General features: G+C 70.4%; 13 protein-coding genes. 7 read left to right on the plus strand and 6 right to left on the minus strand.

Annotation, left to right across the window (positions count from 1 at the left end):
* Window positions 1-472 precede the first annotated feature (472 nt).
* From ABD213_RS04785 to ABD213_RS04795, 3 genes are all read right to left on the minus strand, one after another.
* Complete coding sequence (locus tag ABD213_RS04785) at window positions 473-3,505, minus strand: heterodisulfide reductase-related iron-sulfur binding cluster (RefSeq protein ID WP_344325140.1); 3,033 nt, start codon at window positions 3,503-3,505, stop codon at window positions 473-475.
* 118 nt (window positions 3,506-3,623) lie between these two features.
* Window positions 3,624-4,838, minus strand: a complete 1,215-nt coding sequence (locus ABD213_RS04790; RefSeq protein WP_344325143.1) for an MFS transporter — start codon at window positions 4,836-4,838, stop codon at window positions 3,624-3,626.
* A 113-nt stretch (window positions 4,839-4,951) separates the two neighbouring features.
* Complete coding sequence (locus tag ABD213_RS04795) at window positions 4,952-5,755, minus strand: alpha/beta fold hydrolase (protein ID WP_344325145.1); 804 nt, start codon at window positions 5,753-5,755, stop codon at window positions 4,952-4,954.
* Window positions 5,756-5,902: 147 nt separating this feature from the next.
* On the opposite strand from ABD213_RS04795, the gene ABD213_RS04800 reads away from it, so the two are divergent.
* Window positions 5,903-6,826, plus strand: a complete 924-nt coding sequence (locus ABD213_RS04800; protein WP_344325148.1) for a helix-turn-helix domain-containing protein — start codon at window positions 5,903-5,905, stop codon at window positions 6,824-6,826.
* Window positions 6,827-6,915: 89 nt separating this feature from the next.
* On the opposite strand, the gene ABD213_RS04805 is transcribed toward ABD213_RS04800, so the two are convergent.
* Complete coding sequence (locus tag ABD213_RS04805) at window positions 6,916-7,461, minus strand: NUDIX hydrolase family protein (protein WP_344325150.1); 546 nt, start codon at window positions 7,459-7,461, stop codon at window positions 6,916-6,918.
* Between the two features lie 54 nt (window positions 7,462-7,515).
* Window positions 7,516-8,145 (minus strand): hypothetical protein, encoded by a 630-nt coding sequence (locus ABD213_RS04810; RefSeq protein ID WP_344325152.1) that lies wholly within the window; start codon window positions 8,143-8,145, stop codon window positions 7,516-7,518.
* Window positions 8,146-8,282: 137 nt separating this feature from the next.
* Here ABD213_RS04810 and ABD213_RS04815 point away from each other — a divergent pair, with 137 nt between their 5' ends.
* Window positions 8,283-9,473, plus strand: coding sequence for an acyl-CoA dehydrogenase family protein (locus tag ABD213_RS04815; RefSeq protein WP_344325154.1), 1,191 nt, complete (start codon window positions 8,283-8,285; stop codon window positions 9,471-9,473).
* A complete protein-coding gene (locus ABD213_RS04820; RefSeq protein WP_344325156.1) occupies window positions 9,470-10,564 on the plus strand; it encodes an acyl-CoA dehydrogenase family protein in 1,095 nt (364 codons plus the stop codon). The genes ABD213_RS04815 and ABD213_RS04820 overlap by 4 nt, the downstream gene beginning before the upstream one ends.
* 22 nt (window positions 10,565-10,586) lie before the next feature.
* Here the strand turns inward: ABD213_RS04820 and ABD213_RS04825 are convergent, their stop codons facing one another.
* Window positions 10,587-12,125 carry an MFS transporter gene (locus ABD213_RS04825; RefSeq protein WP_344325159.1) on the minus strand — a complete coding sequence of 513 codons (1,539 nt, stop codon included), beginning with the start codon at window positions 12,123-12,125 and terminating at the stop codon, window positions 10,587-10,589.
* Between the two features lie 181 nt (window positions 12,126-12,306).
* On the opposite strand from ABD213_RS04825, the gene ABD213_RS04830 reads away from it, so the two are divergent.
* The 4 genes from ABD213_RS04830 to ABD213_RS04845 are packed head-to-tail and all read left to right on the plus strand — an operon-like array spanning window position 12,307 to window position 15,798.
* A complete protein-coding gene (locus tag ABD213_RS04830) occupies window positions 12,307-13,509 on the plus strand; it encodes an acetyl-CoA C-acyltransferase (RefSeq protein WP_344325161.1) in 1,203 nt (400 codons plus the stop codon).
* Window positions 13,506-14,348, plus strand: a complete 843-nt coding sequence (locus ABD213_RS04835) for an enoyl-CoA hydratase-related protein (RefSeq protein ID WP_344325164.1) — start codon at window positions 13,506-13,508, stop codon at window positions 14,346-14,348. The genes ABD213_RS04830 and ABD213_RS04835 overlap by 4 nt, the downstream gene beginning before the upstream one ends.
* Complete coding sequence (locus ABD213_RS04840) at window positions 14,345-15,154, plus strand: SDR family oxidoreductase (RefSeq protein WP_344325166.1); 810 nt, start codon at window positions 14,345-14,347, stop codon at window positions 15,152-15,154. Before ABD213_RS04835 ends, ABD213_RS04840 begins: the two co-directional genes overlap by 4 nt.
* Window positions 15,151-15,798 carry an HAD family hydrolase gene (locus tag ABD213_RS04845; RefSeq protein WP_344325169.1) on the plus strand — a complete coding sequence of 216 codons (648 nt, stop codon included), beginning with the start codon at window positions 15,151-15,153 and terminating at the stop codon, window positions 15,796-15,798. The genes ABD213_RS04840 and ABD213_RS04845 overlap by 4 nt, the downstream gene beginning before the upstream one ends.

Raw genomic sequence — 15,798 nt, forward strand, 5'->3', positions numbered from 1 at the left:
CGCCAGAGAGCCGTGGTCTGGTTCAGCGTCGTGGCGCACGATGCAGGATTCCCAGGAGGTCTTGGGAATCGGTCACCCGCGCCCGGTTCTTTGACGCTTCGCCAGGGAAGCAATCCAGGTCCTGCGCCAGAGAGCCGTGGTCTGGTTCAGCGTCGTGGCGCACGATGCAGGATTCCCAGGAGGTCTTGGGAATCGGTCACCCGCGCCCGGTTCTTTGACGCTTCGCCAGGGAAGCAATCCAGGTCCTGCGCCAGGGAGCCGTGGTCTGGTCCGGCGTCGTGACGCGCGAGGTCGGGTTCCCAGGAGGTCCTGGGAATCCTGCATCCGTCCGCGAGCCACTCACGCCACCTGGGTGACGACACCGAGGAGCGCACGGAAAGCCATGGTCGAGGGCTCGAGCGCACGCTCAGGACGCCCAGGACGACGGACCCCGCCCGGCAGCAGCCGGGCGGGGTCCGTTCACTCGTGCCACTCAGCTCCTGGCCGAGCCCCCGTCGGTGTCCGTCTCGTCGTCGCGACCGAGGGAGGTCGCGGCCTCACTGACGTCGGCGCCGCTCGGGTTGGCTTCGCTCAGCGGTGCGGAGTCCGGCGACGTCGGCTCCGTCGTCGGCGCGTCCTCGACGGCGACGATCTCGCCGTCACCGGCGACGGGGGTCGCCGAGGCCGTCGGCTGCTCACCGGACTCCTCCTCGCGCGCGTCCTCCTCGACCGGCTCGGTCTCGGGGGCGGGCGCCGGCGCGGGGGCGGGCTCCTCGGCGGGGCTCGCCTCCTGGGGGTCGGCGTCGTCGCCGGAGCCCGGACCGTCGTCGGAGGCGGGAACGGCCTCGGTCTCGGACTCGGTGACGTCGCCCTCCTCCGGCTCGGGATCGGGGGTCGGGGCGCCGTCACCGGCACTCGACGCGGGCGAGTCCGGCAGCAGGTCGGTGTTGACCGCACCGACGTTGTCCCAGGCCGACGACTCCTTCTCCGAGGCCGGCTCGTCCGGGGCCGCATCGGTGGTCTCGGCCTCCGGCGCCAGCTCCTCACGGGACGCCTGGGTGCTCGCCCCGCCGCCGTCGACGGCCTCCTTGGCGGCACCGGAGTCGGCCAGCGGCACGTCGTGCTCGGCGGCGGCCTTCTCGTCGGCCTCCTGCGACGTGGGGGCAGGGTCGTCCTTCGGGACCTCCTCCGACGTGCCGGTGACCTCCTCCGGCTTGGTGTGGGTGTCGGCCGGCGGGCCGGCGTCGGCGGTGTCGGAGATCGAGTCCGGGTTGGCGCGATCGGCCGCGTTCGGCTCGGCCTCGACGGCCGATGCGGTGGCGGCCTCGGCCTCCTTGACCACGTCGGCCGCGGCCTCGGACGGATCACGCTTGACCGCGGCGAGCAACATCTGGGCGACGTCGAGCACCTCGACCTCCTCTCGTGCCTCGCCGGAGTCCTGCTTGGCGGTCAGGCCGTCGGACAGCATGACTCGGCAGAACGGGCAGCCGACCGCGATCTGGTCGGCACCGGTGGCGATGGCTTCCTCGGTGCGGTTGACGTTGATGCGTGACCCGAGGTTCTCCTCCATCCACATGCGCGCCCCGCCGGCGCCGCAGCAGAAGGACTTCTCGGAGTTGCGCGGCATCTCGGCGAACGTCGCGCCGGGGATGACCTCGAGCAGCTCGCGGGGCGCCTCGTAGACCTTGTTGTGACGGCCGAGGAAGCACGGGTCGTGGTAGGTGATGGTCTTGCCGGTCTCCGCCGCCCCTGCGCCGGGAGCCACGGGGGTCAGCTTCTTCTCGCGCACGAGGCGGTTCAGCAGCTGCGTGTGGTGCACGACCTCGAGCTCGATGCCGAACTCGGCGTACTCGTTCTTGAGGGTGTTGAAGCAGTGGGCGCAGGTGGAGACGACCTTCTTGGCCTTGGTCTCCTTGAGCACCTCGGCGTTCTCCATGGCCAGCTGCATGAACACGATCTCGTTGCCGGCGCGACGGGCGGGGTCGCCGGTGCAGGTCTCGCCGTCACCGAGGACGGCGAAGTCGACGCCGGCGGTGTTCAGCAGCTCCGCGACGGCCTGGGTGGTCTTCTTGGCGCGGTCCTCGAAGGCGCCGGCGCAGCCGACCCAGAACAGCCACTCGACCTCGTCGAGGCTCTCGACGTCGACACCGACCTGCTTGACCTCGAAGTCGAGGTCCTTGGCCCAGTCCATGCGGTGCTTGGGGTTCATGCCCCACGGGTTCCCCTTGCGCTCCAGGCCCTTGAAGATGTTGTTGAGCTCGGTGGGGAAGTTCGACTCGACGAGCACCTGGAAGCGGCGCATGTCGTCGATGTGGTCGACGTGCTCAATGTCGACGGGGCACTGCTGGACGCAGGCGCCGCAGTTGGTGCACGACCACAGGACGTCGGGGTCGATGACGCCGAAGAGGTCCTCGTCGCCGATGAGGGGACGCTCGAGCTCGCGCTTCTGCTCGTCGGTCAGGGTCTCGGGGTCGGCGTCGAGCAGCGGGGCCTTGGCGTAGGCGTGCTCGCGCAGGCCCATGACGAGCAGCTTGGGGCTCAGCGGCTTCTCGGTGTTCCAGGCGGGGCACTGGCTCTGGCAGCGGCCGCACTCGGTGCAGGTCGTGAAGTCGAGGATGCCCTTCCAGGAGAAGTCCTCGACCTTGCCGACGCCCAGCTTCTCGAAGTCCTCCTCCTCGAGGTCCTCCAGCGCCTCCATGTCGAGCGCCTTGCCGTTGATGCGGATCGGCTCGAGGCCGCCGAGTGCGGTGCTGCCGTCGGACTCGCGCTTGAACCAGATGTTGAAGAAGGCGGTGAAGCGGTGCCAGGCGATGCCCATCGTGAGGTTGGAGGCGATGATCATCAGCCAGATCATCGCGAGGCTCACCTTGATCATGGCGATCGCGAAGATCGCGTTCTCCAGGCCCTGCTCGCCGAGGCCGGAGAACAGGAGGTCGCCCACGTACCCGGCGATCGGGAAGTGGAACCGGTTGCCGTACTCCGAGCCCTCGAGGAGCAGCAGGCGGTACTCGGCACCGCGGATGAAGAGGATGGCAGCGCTCTCCAGGAGCACGAACGCCTCGACGAAGTAGGCCTGCCAGAACCGCGAGCCGAAGAAGCGGCTGCGGCGACCGAGGCCGCGGGGGTGGTTCTTCTGCCGGACGATGATCAGCGCGATGATGCCGATGGTGCCGAGCAGGCCGATGCCCTCGGAGACCCACTCGAAGAGGAAGAAGTGCCCGATGATCGGGAGCACGAAGCTCGGGTCGAACAGTTGGAAGTAGCCGGCCAGGACGGCCGAGGCGAGGATGACGAACGCCAGGTAGACGAACCAGTGCATGAGGCCGACGTACGTCCACTGCAGCATGCGCGTGTGGAGGAACGTCTCCTTGAGCATGGTGACGGTGCGCGCGACCGGCTGGTCGGTGCGGCCGGTGGCCGGGCCGCCGACGCGGATGACCTTCAGCATCTTGCTGACGGCGTAGGCGACGTAGGGGATCGCGATGACGGTGAGCGTCAACGAGACGACGATCGCGACGGTCTGCATGGGGGCCTCATCTCTCGGCGACAACCGTGACAGTAGGGCTGACAGTAACCGTCGGACGATCTCGTCGCGTACTAAGGCGGACCACACCTGCGTGGCGTGACGGCACCGGACCTCGTGGCTACTGACCAGTAGGGTAACGCGCTGCTCCGTCGCCCGTCGGTGGACGGGTCGGGATGAGGGGGACCGCGAGGAGGGGGAAGAGGCCGACGACGGCGAAGGCGACGCCGTAGCCCTGAGCCGCGACGAGGAGGCCGACGGCCGGCGGCACCGCGGCGCTGACGAGGTACTGACCGGTGTTCTGCACCCCGAGGGCCTTGCCGGACCAGTACGGTCCGCCGGTCTCGGCCACCGACGTGAAGGCGAGCCCGTTGTCGGCGACGGTGACCACCATCGCGACGATCATGATCGCGATGCCGAGGACGGTGCTCTCCAGCAGACCGAGGGCGAGCATCGAGAGCGCGGCACCGAGGGCGATGGTGCGCATCGGCCGCATCCGGCTGGCGACGGCGTCGGACCACCAGCCGGCCCCGATGCGCCCGGCAGCGCCGAGCACCTGCGAGACGGCGACGAGGCCACCGGCCGCCGCGGCGGTCCAGCTGCGGGAGTCGACGAGCCAGACGAGCATGTACGTCCACACCGTGAACTGGGGCACGACCAGCAGCGCCGACGAGACGTGGATGCGCAGGAGGCGACGCTCGGGGTCGGTGCTCGCGCGGTACGGGTTGACGAGCTGTCCGAGGTCGGCGGCCTCCGCCCGCGGTGCTCTCGGCGGGTCGACGACGACCAGTGCGCACGCCAGGGTCCCGGCGAGGCACAGGACGGCCACGACGAGCATCGTCGTGCGCAGGTCGGTGCGTTCGACGAGCGTCGGCACGACGAGCGCGGCCGCTCCCACACCGAGCGGCATCGCGGTCTGGCGGATGCCCATCGCGGTGCCGCGCCGATGCGGCGGGAACCACCCGACGACGAGGCGGCCGCTCGCGGAGTTCGTGCTCGCCACGCCGACTCCGCCGAGGAAGAACATGGCCGCCAGGGCGATGTAGCCGTCGGTGAATGCAGCGCCCACGGCGGCCGCCGTGACGATGCCGAGTCCCAGCGTCAGGCTGGCGCGCTCACCGACACGGTCGACGACGACCCCCCACAGCACGAGCGAGACGGTGGTGCCCAGCAGCGGCGCCGACGCCAGCGCCCCGGCCTGCGCGAGCGGGACCCCCTCCACGAGGTGCAGGTAGGGGATGAGGAAGGCGGCAGCGTTCGCGAACACCGTGCCAGCGCCCTGCCCGACCATGCCGACGACCAGCTGGCCCCAGCGGTTCGGATCGGCGGTGCGCACGGCACCATCGTGCTCCCGCGGCCGACGGACCTCGGGCGCGGGCCCCCGATCTCCGTCCCGGTGGGCTCGCACCGCGGCCGCTCGCCACGCTGGTGGGAGCCGGGTCGGTCAGGTCAGCCCGCGAGGTGCTCGAGCAGCAGGTCGGCCACCTCGCCGGACTGCTCGAGGGCGACGGAGTGCCCGGCGGCCTGCACCCGGTGCCACGAGCCGCCGGTCGTCTGCGCGATGTTCTCGTCGGAGATCGGTGGCGGGTAGGCGTGGTCCTCCGATCCGGAGATGGCCAGCACGGGCACGGCACACCCGGCGAGCTCGTCGACGATGCTGCGGCGGTGAATGACCTGGTACGCGCTGTCGGCGATCTCGGGACCGAGGTCGGCCATGGAGGCGCGCCAGTGGTCCACGACCGGACCACCGGCCGCGAGCGTGGCGTCGCCGAACATGATGTGCAGCAGCGTGTCGACCACGGGTGCACCGCCGACCTCGCCGAGCAGGTCGACGAGCGGCGCGAAGGCCTCGAGCTGGTGCTCCTCCTCGGCCGAGGAGCCGAGCGCGACGGCCGACAGCAGGAGGTCGGGACGTCGGGCGGCCAGTCGCAGAGAGATGAAGCCGCCCATCGAGTTCCCGACGGCGTGCACCTTGCCGAGGTCGAGGTGCTGGATGAGTGCGGCGGCGTCCTCGGTGAGCTCGTCCATGCTGACCTGATCGCGGCTCGCCGCCGCGCTGCCACCCTGGCCGCGGTGGTCGTAGGCAACCACCCGGTACCCGGCCTCGACGAGCCGCTCGGTCAGGGGCTCGAACATCGTGTGGTCGAAGAACAGGGAGTGGCTCAGGACGACGGCAACGCCGTCGCGGGGGCCTTGGTCGGTGAACGCGAGAGTGGTGCCGCGGACATCCGCGGTGGCGAGGTCGTGGGACATGATTTCCTCCAGGTTCGGGCCCGAGGTGTGACGGGCGACACGTTATGGTCTGGAACGTAGGCCGACCGCCGCCCCCGAGGCGACCGCGGACGCGCACGACGGTGCCGCCGACGCGCACGCCGGCCCGGCTGTGAGGAGTGGTGGCCCATGGATGGCAGCCAGGTCGCGGGCGTCGACACGTCCCGGCTCGCGGTGCGCGAGCGCTTCGACCGGTGGCGCGAGCACGTCCGCGACAACCACGGTGGGCTGGAGCTGGTCGACCACGATCCGAACGACTTCCACGGCGCCACGACCGTGCAGCGCTCGCGAGCCCTGCAACTGGTGGAGTTCACCTCCGACGCCATCACCTACGAGCGTCGTCCGTCCGCCGCGCGTCGTGACGGGGACGTCACGTTGAGGGTGCTGGTGCCACGGGCGGGTCGCTTCCGGGTCGAGGCCGCCGACCAGCGGGTCGTCCTTGCCCCCGGGGCCGCGGCGATGGTGTCGATGGCGGCCCCTTTCTCCATCTCCCACGGCAGGGGTGCCCGGGCCTGGGTGGTCAGCATCCCGGTGTCACGGTGGACTTGGCCGCACGACCCTCGGGTGCCGAACGTCCTCGACCTGCGGGCCGGGCTGGGCTCGGTGACCGCTGCGGTGCTGAGGCAGGTGGCCGTCAAGCGGGCCGCCCTCTCCGCGGAGGAGTTCGGCGCCGCGGCGGAGTCGTTGGCCGACCTGCTGGTGCGCTCCTTCGTCGCCTCCGCCGATCCCGTGCACCCGGTGGCGCGGTCCGCCGGGGACGTCGTCCGTGAGCAGTCCGACGATCCCGGACTGACCCCGGCCAGCCTCGCCGAGCGGATGGGCTGGTCATTGCGCCTGGTGCAGACCGTCGCCCAGAAGGCCGGGACGACGCCATCGGCCATGATCCGCGAGGCGCGACTCGAGCGGGCGAGAGCGCGCCTGGAGGATCCGGCGCTCGATCACCTCGGGGTGGCCGACGTCGCGTACGCCTCCGGCTTCGGCTCCATCAGCGCCTTCAACGCCGCGTTCAAGACGGCCTACGGCAGCGCCCCGGGAGACGTCCGACGACGGTGAGCCGTCGGGCCTGTCTCAGACGCCGACGATGCCCAGGTCGACCGACGACCAGCTGGCCCCACCGGTTGGGGTCAGCGGTGCGCACGGGGTCAGGCCAGGACGCCGAGGTGCGCCAACGCCTGGCGCAGCAGGCTCCCGCGACCACCCTCGAGCTCGCCGAGGACCGCGTCGGAGGCGGCGTCGGCGGGTGTCATCCACGTGAGCTCGAGCGCGTCCTGGCGCGGGTTGCAGTCACCCGTCACCGGGACGACGTAGACGAGGGCGACGGCGTGCTGGCGCGGGTCGTGCAGCGGCGTGACGCCCGGCAGCGGGAAGTACTCGGCGACGGTGAACGGCGTGATGCTCGTGGGCAGCTGCGGAAACGCCGTGGGGCCGAGGTCCTTCTCCAGGTTGCGCATGAGCGCGTCGCGCACGGACTCGCCGTGCATCACCCGGCCGGAGACGAACGTGCGGTTCATGGCGCCGGTGGTGGGGGAGCCGCGCAGGAGCAGGCCCACGTGCTCGACGTTGCCGGCACCGTCGACGCGCACCGGGATGCCCTCCACGTAGAGGATCGGCACCCGCGAACGGGTCTCCTCCAGCGCGATGTCGGAGAGCCAGCCAGGGTTCGGGTCGGGCGTGCGCACGGAGGCCATGAGCCCATTCTCACCCACGTCGGTCGACGGGCCACCCCGGCCGGCTCAGGTGGATCAGCGCGACCAGTCCTCGTCGTCCAGCTCGCGCAGGATCCGGGTGCAGGCTCGCGCTCCTCGACTGGTGGAGACGCCCGTGACGGTCGTGAGGACGGCGACGATCACGAAGAACGGCACGAGCGCGAGCTCGCCCGCGAGGACGGAGCTGATCGTCAGGAACCACGCCGGCACCGCGGTCAGGAGGAGGACGGCCGGCACGACCACGACCCACACCGGGTCGTGACGGGCGGCCAGCCGCCACGAGCCCGTCGGCTCGAGTCGACCGGCGAGCTCGGCCCACCGCAGCATCGCGACATGGACGAGCCGGCTGGACCGCAGGGCGAGCAGCCCCAGGCCGCCCATCAGCACCACGAGCGCCAGACCCACGCCGACGAGCGGGGGGCCGATGTCGGGCTGCCCGCCGCCGGACTGGATGCCGGTGCCGATCAGGAAGCCGCCCACGGCCACGAACAGCAGCACGTTCGCGAGCAACCGCCCGTCCACGACCGTCGCGGCCTCCATGCGAAGCATGCTGGTGACGACCCCAGCCTCCTCCCGCGACCCGCTGCCCGGGGAACCGATCGGACCGGAGAGGCCGTCGCGGACCATGTCGCGCACGTCGCGGTCCACGAACGGCAACCAGGTCACCGACGAACCCTATCGACACTCGCGCGAACCGGCGGAGACACGGCTGGAAGCGAAGCCGATTGACGCGCCATGACGGGGCCGTTAGCCTGCGCACATGAACGTGACGCCAAGTTCAGCTAATGTCAAGGAGCGTGGTCATGGAGCAAGCCTTGCGCGAGGTCCTGGACGAGGCGGTGAATCGTCTGCTGGCCGAGTTCCCGCCCAGCGAGACCGACCCGGCGGACTTCCTGGCGGCTCGGTTCGATGCTGGGCTCGCGTGGGTGTCGTTCCCGCTGGGCTGCGGTGGTCTGGAGGCGTCGCACGCCGACCAAGCAGTGGTGGAGGCTCGACTTGCCGCGGCCGGCGCGCCGGTACCGGACCCCGACGGCGCGAACGGCATCGGGCTCGGGATGGCCGCACCGACGATCGCGGCGTTCGGGACCGAAGAGCAGAAGCAGCGCTTCCTCCGTGCGACCTTCACGGGCGACGTCGTCTGGTGTCAGCTGTTCAGCGAGCCGGGGGCCGGGTCGGACCTGGCCGCAGTGGCGACCCGGGCGGTCCGGGACGGGGATTCCTGGGTGGTCAACGGTCAGAAGGTGTGGACGTCCGGTGCGCACAACGCCGACTTCGCGATCCTGGTGGCGAGGACCGATCCCGACGTCCCGAAGCACGCCGGGCTCACCTACTTCCTGTGTGACATGCGGGTGCAGGGGGTCGACGTGCGGCCCCTCCGTCAGATCACGGGAGAGGCCGAGTTCAACGAGGTGTTCCTGACCGACGTCGTGATTCCCGACGAAGACCGCCTTGGCGTCGAGGGGGAGGGCTGGAAGGTCGCCAACGTGACGCTCAACAACGAGCGCGTCGCGATCGGCGGCCACGCATCCCGGCGCGAGGACGGACAGATCGGTGTGCTCGCCGACCGCTGGCGCGAGGCACCCCACCTTCGGAATGCCGCCTCACACGATGCGCTCCTGCGTCACTGGGTCGACGCCGAGGCGACCCGACTGACTGCCGAGCGTCTGCGTCAACAGCTTGCGGTCGGCCAGCCGGGGCCGGAGGGGGCGACGCTCAAGCTGGCCTTCGCCACCCAGGCGCAGGCGATCAGCGGGCTCGGCGTGGAGCTCGAGGCCGGGGACGGACTGCGGTTCGACGACTGGACGATGCGCCGTCCCGCGGGCGTGTCCATGACAGGTCGCGACACCGGCTACCGCTACCTGAGGGCGAAGGGGAACTCGATCGAGGGCGGTACCTCCGAGATCCTCCGCAACGTCATCGCCGAACGCGTGCTGGGCCTTCCGGGCGAGCACCGTGTCGACACCACCGTGCCTTGGAAGGAGCTCCCGCGATGACCGCCGACCTGCTCTACTCCGACGTCGAGGAATCCCTGCGCTCGAGCGTTCGAGATCTCCTGGCCGCTCGGTTGAGCTCGCACGACGTGGCGCGCTCCTACGACGAGGCCGTCGACTTCCGACCGCTGTGGCGCTCGCTCTCCTCGGGTCTCGGTCTGAGCGGCCTGCTGGTGCCCGAGGTGCTGGGCGGGGCTGGAGCCACGGCGCGGGAGGCTGCCGTGGTGCTCGAGGAGCTGGGGCGCTCGGTGGCGCCCGTGCCGTTCCTCACGAGCTCGGTGGTGGCGACGACGTGTCTGCTCGCCGCCGGCGAGGAGGCCACGGTCTCGCGCATGGCGGCGGGGGAGGTCGTCACCGTCCTTGCGCTGCCCCTGGACTCCGACTCCTCGTCGTGGAGCTCGGAGGTCGTCGCGCGCGACGGGGTCCTGCGGGGATCGGTGCGCAACGTCGCGGACGCCGGCTGGGCCGACCACCTGCTGTTGCCCGCTGTGGGGCCCGACGGAGAGCTCTCGCTGTTCCTCGTGGAGGCCCGCGACGTCCGGGTCGATTCCGTCGTCTCGCTCGACATGAGCCGCGCGGTCGCCGACATCGCGATCGACGGTGCGCCGGGTCGTCCGATCGTCTCGGGCCGTGACGCGATCGCAGCCGTCGATCGCGCGCTCGACGCCGGCGCTGCGCTGCTCGCCTCGGAGCAGCTCGGTGTCGCGAGGTGGTGCTTCGAGACCACGACGGCCTACCTCAAGGAGCGGCGCCAGTTCGGCCGACTGATCGGCTCCTACCAGGCAGTCAAGCACCGGATGGCGGATGTCTTCCTCGAGGTCGGGCACATGGCTGCGGTCGCTCGGTACGCAGCAGACTGCCTCGCCACGTCGAGCGATGACTTGCCGGTGGCCATCGCCGTGGCCGAGGCCTACTGCTCCGACGTCGCCGTGCACGTGGCGGAGGAGGCGGTGCAGCTGCATGGCGGACTGGGCATGACGTGGGAGCACCCGGCCCATCTGTACCTCAAGCGCGCCAAGGCCGACCAGATCGCCTTCGGTGTCCCAGGGCGCCATCGCGCCAGGCTCGCTGAGCTGGTCGACCTGCCAGCCTGATCCACTGCGGTGGCTGCCGGGCTCAGGTTGGACCTGGGCTCGCGGTGCCCTCGCTGCGTCGACGGCAGCGGGGATGGTCGGCAGGAAGTGCCCACTCCGTCGCCAGGGAGACCGCGGCTTCCTCGTCTCCTTGCGCTACGTCGACCACGGGCTCCGCGTGCCTGGGGAGTCCGACGGCGACGAACAGCGCGCAGAACGTCAGCAAGCCGCCTCCGACGAGGAAGGAGATGACGAACATCTTCTCGTCGGGGGGCGATCCCGCTCCAGAGCCGCCGGTGCTCAGCAGCGCCACGACCAACGCGCTGCCGAGTGCGCTGCCGAAGGATCGCGCGATCGAGTTGACGCCCGTGGCCACGCTCGTCTGGTCCGCACGGACCTGGGAGACCACAAGGGCGGGCAGCGTGGCGAACCCCATGGTGACGGCCCCGTTCGTGAGAACGCCGCCGAGCACCAGCTGCCATGGGTGGTCGCGCGCGATCGCCATGAAGAGGAACCCGCCTGCGCCGACGAGCGAGGACAGGGCGAGGACCGCTCGTGCGTCGAATCGTCGAACGAGTCGGCCGCCGACAGGTGCCGACGCCACCCCGATGAGGGCGGCCGGCAGGAGGTAGAGGCAGCTGGTCTCGAGGACCGTGGCCGAGAATCCGTACCCCTGGGAGGTCGGAACCTGGACGAAGGCGGAGATGCCGAGGAAGGCCACGAACATGGAGAAGCCGATGACGAGGCCGGCCAGGTGTGTGGTGGCGAGGACGCGGTTGGCCAAGACGGTCAAGGCCACGAGCGGCTCGCGCACCCGACGTTCGACGAGGGTCCACAGCACGAGGACGCCGACGGCGGCGCCGACGCACGAGACCGTCGGCAGCGACGCCCAGCCCCAATCGAGGCCCTGGGAGATGGGCAGGAGCAGGAGGACCAGTGCCGTCCCAAGCAGCAGGCCGCCGGCCCAGTCGACGCGTCCGTCCTCGCGCGGTCCGTCGGGCGGCACGGTGAGGACCACGAGAGCCAGGGCGATCGCGCACACGGCGAGGGAGAGCCAGAAGACGCGGTGGTAGTCGCCGCCCCCACCGGTCAGCAGGCCGGTGAGCACCAGCCCGATGCCGCCCCCGAATCCGATGGTTCCGCTCACGACCGCCATGGCGGTCGTGAGGCGATCGGCCGGGATGGTGTCGCGCAGCACCCCGATCGACAGCGGAAAGAGTCCGAAGGCCGCCCCCTGAAGGGCACGCGCCACGAGGAGCAGTGGCAGCGAGGTCGTGACCGCCGCGAGAAGCGAACCGAGGCAGAGGGTGGTGAGGATGCCGATGAGGACGCGACGTCGACCGTGGAGGTCGCCGATGCGGCTGAGCAGAGGGGTCAAGACCGCGGCGGCGAGGAGGTTCACGGTGACGGCCCACCCCACGGCGGCCCGCGAGGCTTGGAGCTCCTGCTCGATGACGCCGAGGATCGGGACCACCACCGTCTGGAGCACGGCCGTCACCATCACGGTGAGCGCGAGGGCGGGGACGAGCAGCCGACTGGGACGACGCTCCCGGTCGAGCGTCCTGGTTGCGGGCGTTGTCATCGACGAGACGACCTTCCAGGGATGATCGCGCACCGGGGTCGGCGGACGTGACGCGACGATAAACGAATCCGACGTCAGATTCAATTGAAGTCGCGTCTTGACGTCGAATCGACAGAGGACGTAACTTGAATCTGAATTTAGATTCAGATTAGCGTCGCTTCGACGCGCGAGAGGAATCACCGTGAGAGTGGCCGCCGTCGTCTCGACAGCCCGTACCCCGATCGGCAAGGCGTACCGAGGTGCCTTCAACGACACCCAGGCGCAGGACCTGGCCGGACACGTCGTGGATCACGCGGTGCGCCGCGCCGGGATCGACGGCTCGGAGGTGGAGGACGTCGTGCTCGGCGCCGCCATCCAGCAGGGCACCAGCGGGTTCAACATCGCTCGACAGGCGGCGCTGCGGGCAGGGTTGTCCACCTCCGTCTCCGGCATGACCGTCGACCGGCAGTGCGCCTCCGGGCTGATGGCGATCGCGACGGCCGCGAAGCAGATCGTCCACGACGGCATGCAGGTCGCGGTCGGTGGCGGGGTGGAGTCGATCTCCCTCGCTCAGAACGAGCACATGAACGGGTACCGGGCCGAGGCGCCGTGGCTCGTCGAGCACCAGCCCGACATCTACATGCCCATGCTTCACACGGCCGAGCTGGTCGCAGAGCGCTACGGCATCTCCCGGAAGCGACAGGACGAGTTCAGTCTGCTCTCGCAGGAACGAACCGCCGCAGCCCAGGCGGCCGGTCGCTTCGACGAAGAGATCGTCCCGCTCGCGAGCTCGCAGGTCGTGGTGGACAAGTCGACCGGCGATCGGACCGAGCGGATGACCACCCTCGAGATCGACGAGGGCAATCGCCCCTCCACGACGTTGGAGAGCCTGAGCGGCTTGCGGACCGTTCTCGGCAACGGCGAGGTGACCGAGGCTGCGAGTGTCACGGCCGGCAACGCCTCCCAGCTCTCCGACGGCGCGTCGGCGAGCGTCCTGATGGAGGCCGAGCACGCCCGCGACCGCGGACTGGACGTCCTCGGCAGCTACAAGGGGATGGCCGTCGCGGGTTGCCGTCCCGACGAGATGGGCATCGGCCCCGTGCTGGCGATACCGCGCCTGCTCAAGGAGCACGACCTCTCCGTCGACGACATCGGTCTGTGGGAGCTGAACGAGGCCTTCGCCTCGCAGGCCGTCCACTGTCGCGACGAGCTCGGCATCGACCCTGACCGTTTCAACGTCGACGGTGGGGCGATCTCGGTCGGACACCCCTACGGCATGACCGGGGCCCGTCTCGTGGGCCACGCGCTCATCGAGGGCCGTCGACGCGGTGTCCGCTTCGTGGTGATCTCCATGTGCGTCGGCGGCGGCATGGGAGCTGCCGGTCTCTTCGAGGTGGCGTCGTGAGCGAAGCGGTGCACGAGGACGTCCTCGCCCACGTCGAGGACGGCGTCGGCACCATCACCCTCAACCGGCCGGAGCGTCGCAACGCCTTGTCGCAGGCAATGATCTCGGGAGTGACCCGAGCCATGACCGAGATGGAGGCCTCGCGCGAGGTCGGCGTCATCGTCATCACCGGAGCAGGCGGCGCCTTCTGCTCAGGGGGAGACGTCCAGGTCTTCGACCAGCAGGGCGGAGAGGGGGGTGGTGCAGATCAGGTCGATCCGGCGCTCGTCGAGCAGCAGCGCCTCCACCAACGCGAGACGGTCGGACGGATCCATCGGTGCGTCAAGCCCGTCGTCGCCGCGCTCCCCGGTGCAGCAGCCGGCGCGGGGCTCGGGCTCGCGCTGGCGGCCGACCTGCGGATCGGCTCGGAGCGCACCGTCATGGCGACCGCCTTCGGTGCAGTTGGGCTGTCAGGAGACTTCGGGGTCGCCTGGCTGCTCGAGCGCCTGGTGGGACCAGCGAAGGCTCGAGAGCTGCTCTTCCTCGGGACCAAGGCGCGAGCGCAGGAGTGCCTCGCACTCGGACTGATCAACCAGCTGGTGGCCGAGGACGAGCTGCTGCCCGCCACGCACGACCTCGCTCGGCGGCTGGCTGCCGGTCCGTCCCAGGCGCTCGCCGGCATGAAGCAGAACCTGTTGCGAGCACCGTTCGAGAGCCTCGAGGCCTCCATGGACGCCGAGGTGCCCCTGCACAAGGCGACCGGCACGACGCAGGAGCACCTCGATGCCGTGCGTGCCTTCGTGCGCAAGGAAGCCCCCACGTTCGCGACGGGCTGGCACGACGCAGGAGCGCGAGCGTGAAGGTCTCGGGCGCCGTCGCGGTCGTCACGGGGGCGGGCGGAGGCATCGGCGCAGCGCTGGGCCGGCGCCTCGTGGAGAACGGTGCGCGCGTCGTCGTCGCAGACCTCCATGCGGACAAGGTCGAGTCGACGGCGCACGAGCTCTGCGATCTCGTCCCGGGCTCGGCCGTCGGGCTCGCCGTCGACGTCTCCGAGACTGACGGGATCCGGGCTCTCGTCGACCTCGCGGAGCGACGTTTCGGACCGGTCGACGTCTATGCCGCCAATGCTGGCATCGGGGGAGGCATCGGCCTGGAGACCGACGACGACTCATGGCAGCGCATCATCGACGTCAACGTCCTCGCGCACGTCCGTGCAGCTCGGCTCCTCGTCCCGACCTGGCTGGAACGGGGTCGGGGTCAGTTCGTCACGACGGCCTCGGCGGCGGGCCTGCTCACACAGATCGGTTCGCCGAGCTACTCGGTCACCAAGCACGCCGCAGTGGCGTTCGCCGAGTGGTTGGCCATCACGTACGGGGACCAGGGCATCCTGGTGAGCTGCCTGTGCCCGATGGGCGTCAACACCGACATGCTGACCGGGGGCGCCGATCTCGACGACCCCGTCGCCCGGCGGGCGGTCCAGGCCGTCACGGATGCCGGGGGAGTCCTCGAGCCCCTCGAGGTGGCCGATGCGGTCATGGCCGCGATCGAGTCGGAGACCTTTCTCGTGCTCCCGCACCCTGAGGTGCTGACATTCTGGCGGCGCAAGAGCGCGGACTACGACCGTTGGCTCTCGAGCATGCGCCGCTACCAGGCCTCGCTCTCATGAACGGACAGCGATCCGTGGTGCTGGTCGACTTCGGCGGTGTGCTGACGAGCAGCCTGGTGGAGGCCTTCGCCGAGCTGGGACGGTCCTGGGGGACCGCGCCCGAGCTGCCGCTGCACGTGCTGGCCACGGATCCACGCGCCTCTGCCCTGCTCGTGAAGCATGAGGAGGGCGCCATCGAGCAGGAGGAGTTCGAGGAGGGCTACGCCGCGAGCCTCGCCCAGCGCGGCGTGACCGTCTCCCCGGTCGGGCTCGTCGACCGGCTCCAGGCGTTCCTGCGTCCCGATTCCGCCATGTTGGACCTCGTCGCGGAGCTGCGAGCGCAAGGACGCCCGGTCGCGCTGGTGTCCAACGCCCTCGGCCGCGACTGCTACGCGGGCTATGACCTCCCGGCACTCTTCGACGAGATCGTGGTCTCGTCGGAGGTGGGGATCAGGAAGCCCTCGCGGCGCATCTACGAGATCGCCTGCGAGCGGCTCCAGGTCGAGCCCACGGATGCCGTCATGGTCGACGACCTTCGGCACAACCTCGACGGAGCAGCCCGCATCGGCATCGCCGGGATCCTCCACACCGATGCCACCCGAACACGACGCGGCCTCGAGGACCTCTTGTCGCCGCCGATCCAGGACCACCACACAAGGAGCTAG

The organism is Aeromicrobium halocynthiae, from assembly GCF_039531385.1.
Taxonomy (GTDB): Bacteria; Actinomycetota; Actinomycetes; order Propionibacteriales; family Nocardioidaceae; genus Aeromicrobium; species Aeromicrobium halocynthiae.

Excerpts from the sequence above, each read along its gene's own strand:
- ABD213_RS04785 (WP_344325140.1), bottom strand. The coding sequence starts at position 3,505 with ATGCAGACCGTCGCGATCGTCGTCTCGTTGACGCTCACCGTCATCGCG.
- ABD213_RS04815 (WP_344325154.1), top strand. The coding sequence starts at position 8,283 with ATGGAGCAAGCCTTGCGCGAGGTCCTGGACGAGGCGGTGAATCGTCTG.
- ABD213_RS04805 (WP_344325150.1), bottom strand. The coding sequence starts at position 7,461 with ATGGCCTCCGTGCGCACGCCCGACCCGAACCCTGGCTGGCTCTCCGAC.
- ABD213_RS04820 (WP_344325156.1), top strand. The coding sequence starts at position 9,470 with ATGACCGCCGACCTGCTCTACTCCGACGTCGAGGAATCCCTGCGCTCG.
- ABD213_RS04795 (WP_344325145.1), bottom strand. The coding sequence starts at position 5,755 with ATGTCCCACGACCTCGCCACCGCGGATGTCCGCGGCACCACTCTCGCG.
- ABD213_RS04800 (WP_344325148.1), top strand. The coding sequence starts at position 5,903 with ATGGATGGCAGCCAGGTCGCGGGCGTCGACACGTCCCGGCTCGCGGTG.
- ABD213_RS04845 (WP_344325169.1), top strand. The coding sequence starts at position 15,151 with ATGAACGGACAGCGATCCGTGGTGCTGGTCGACTTCGGCGGTGTGCTG.
- ABD213_RS04825 (WP_344325159.1), bottom strand. The coding sequence starts at position 12,125 with ATGACAACGCCCGCAACCAGGACGCTCGACCGGGAGCGTCGTCCCAGT.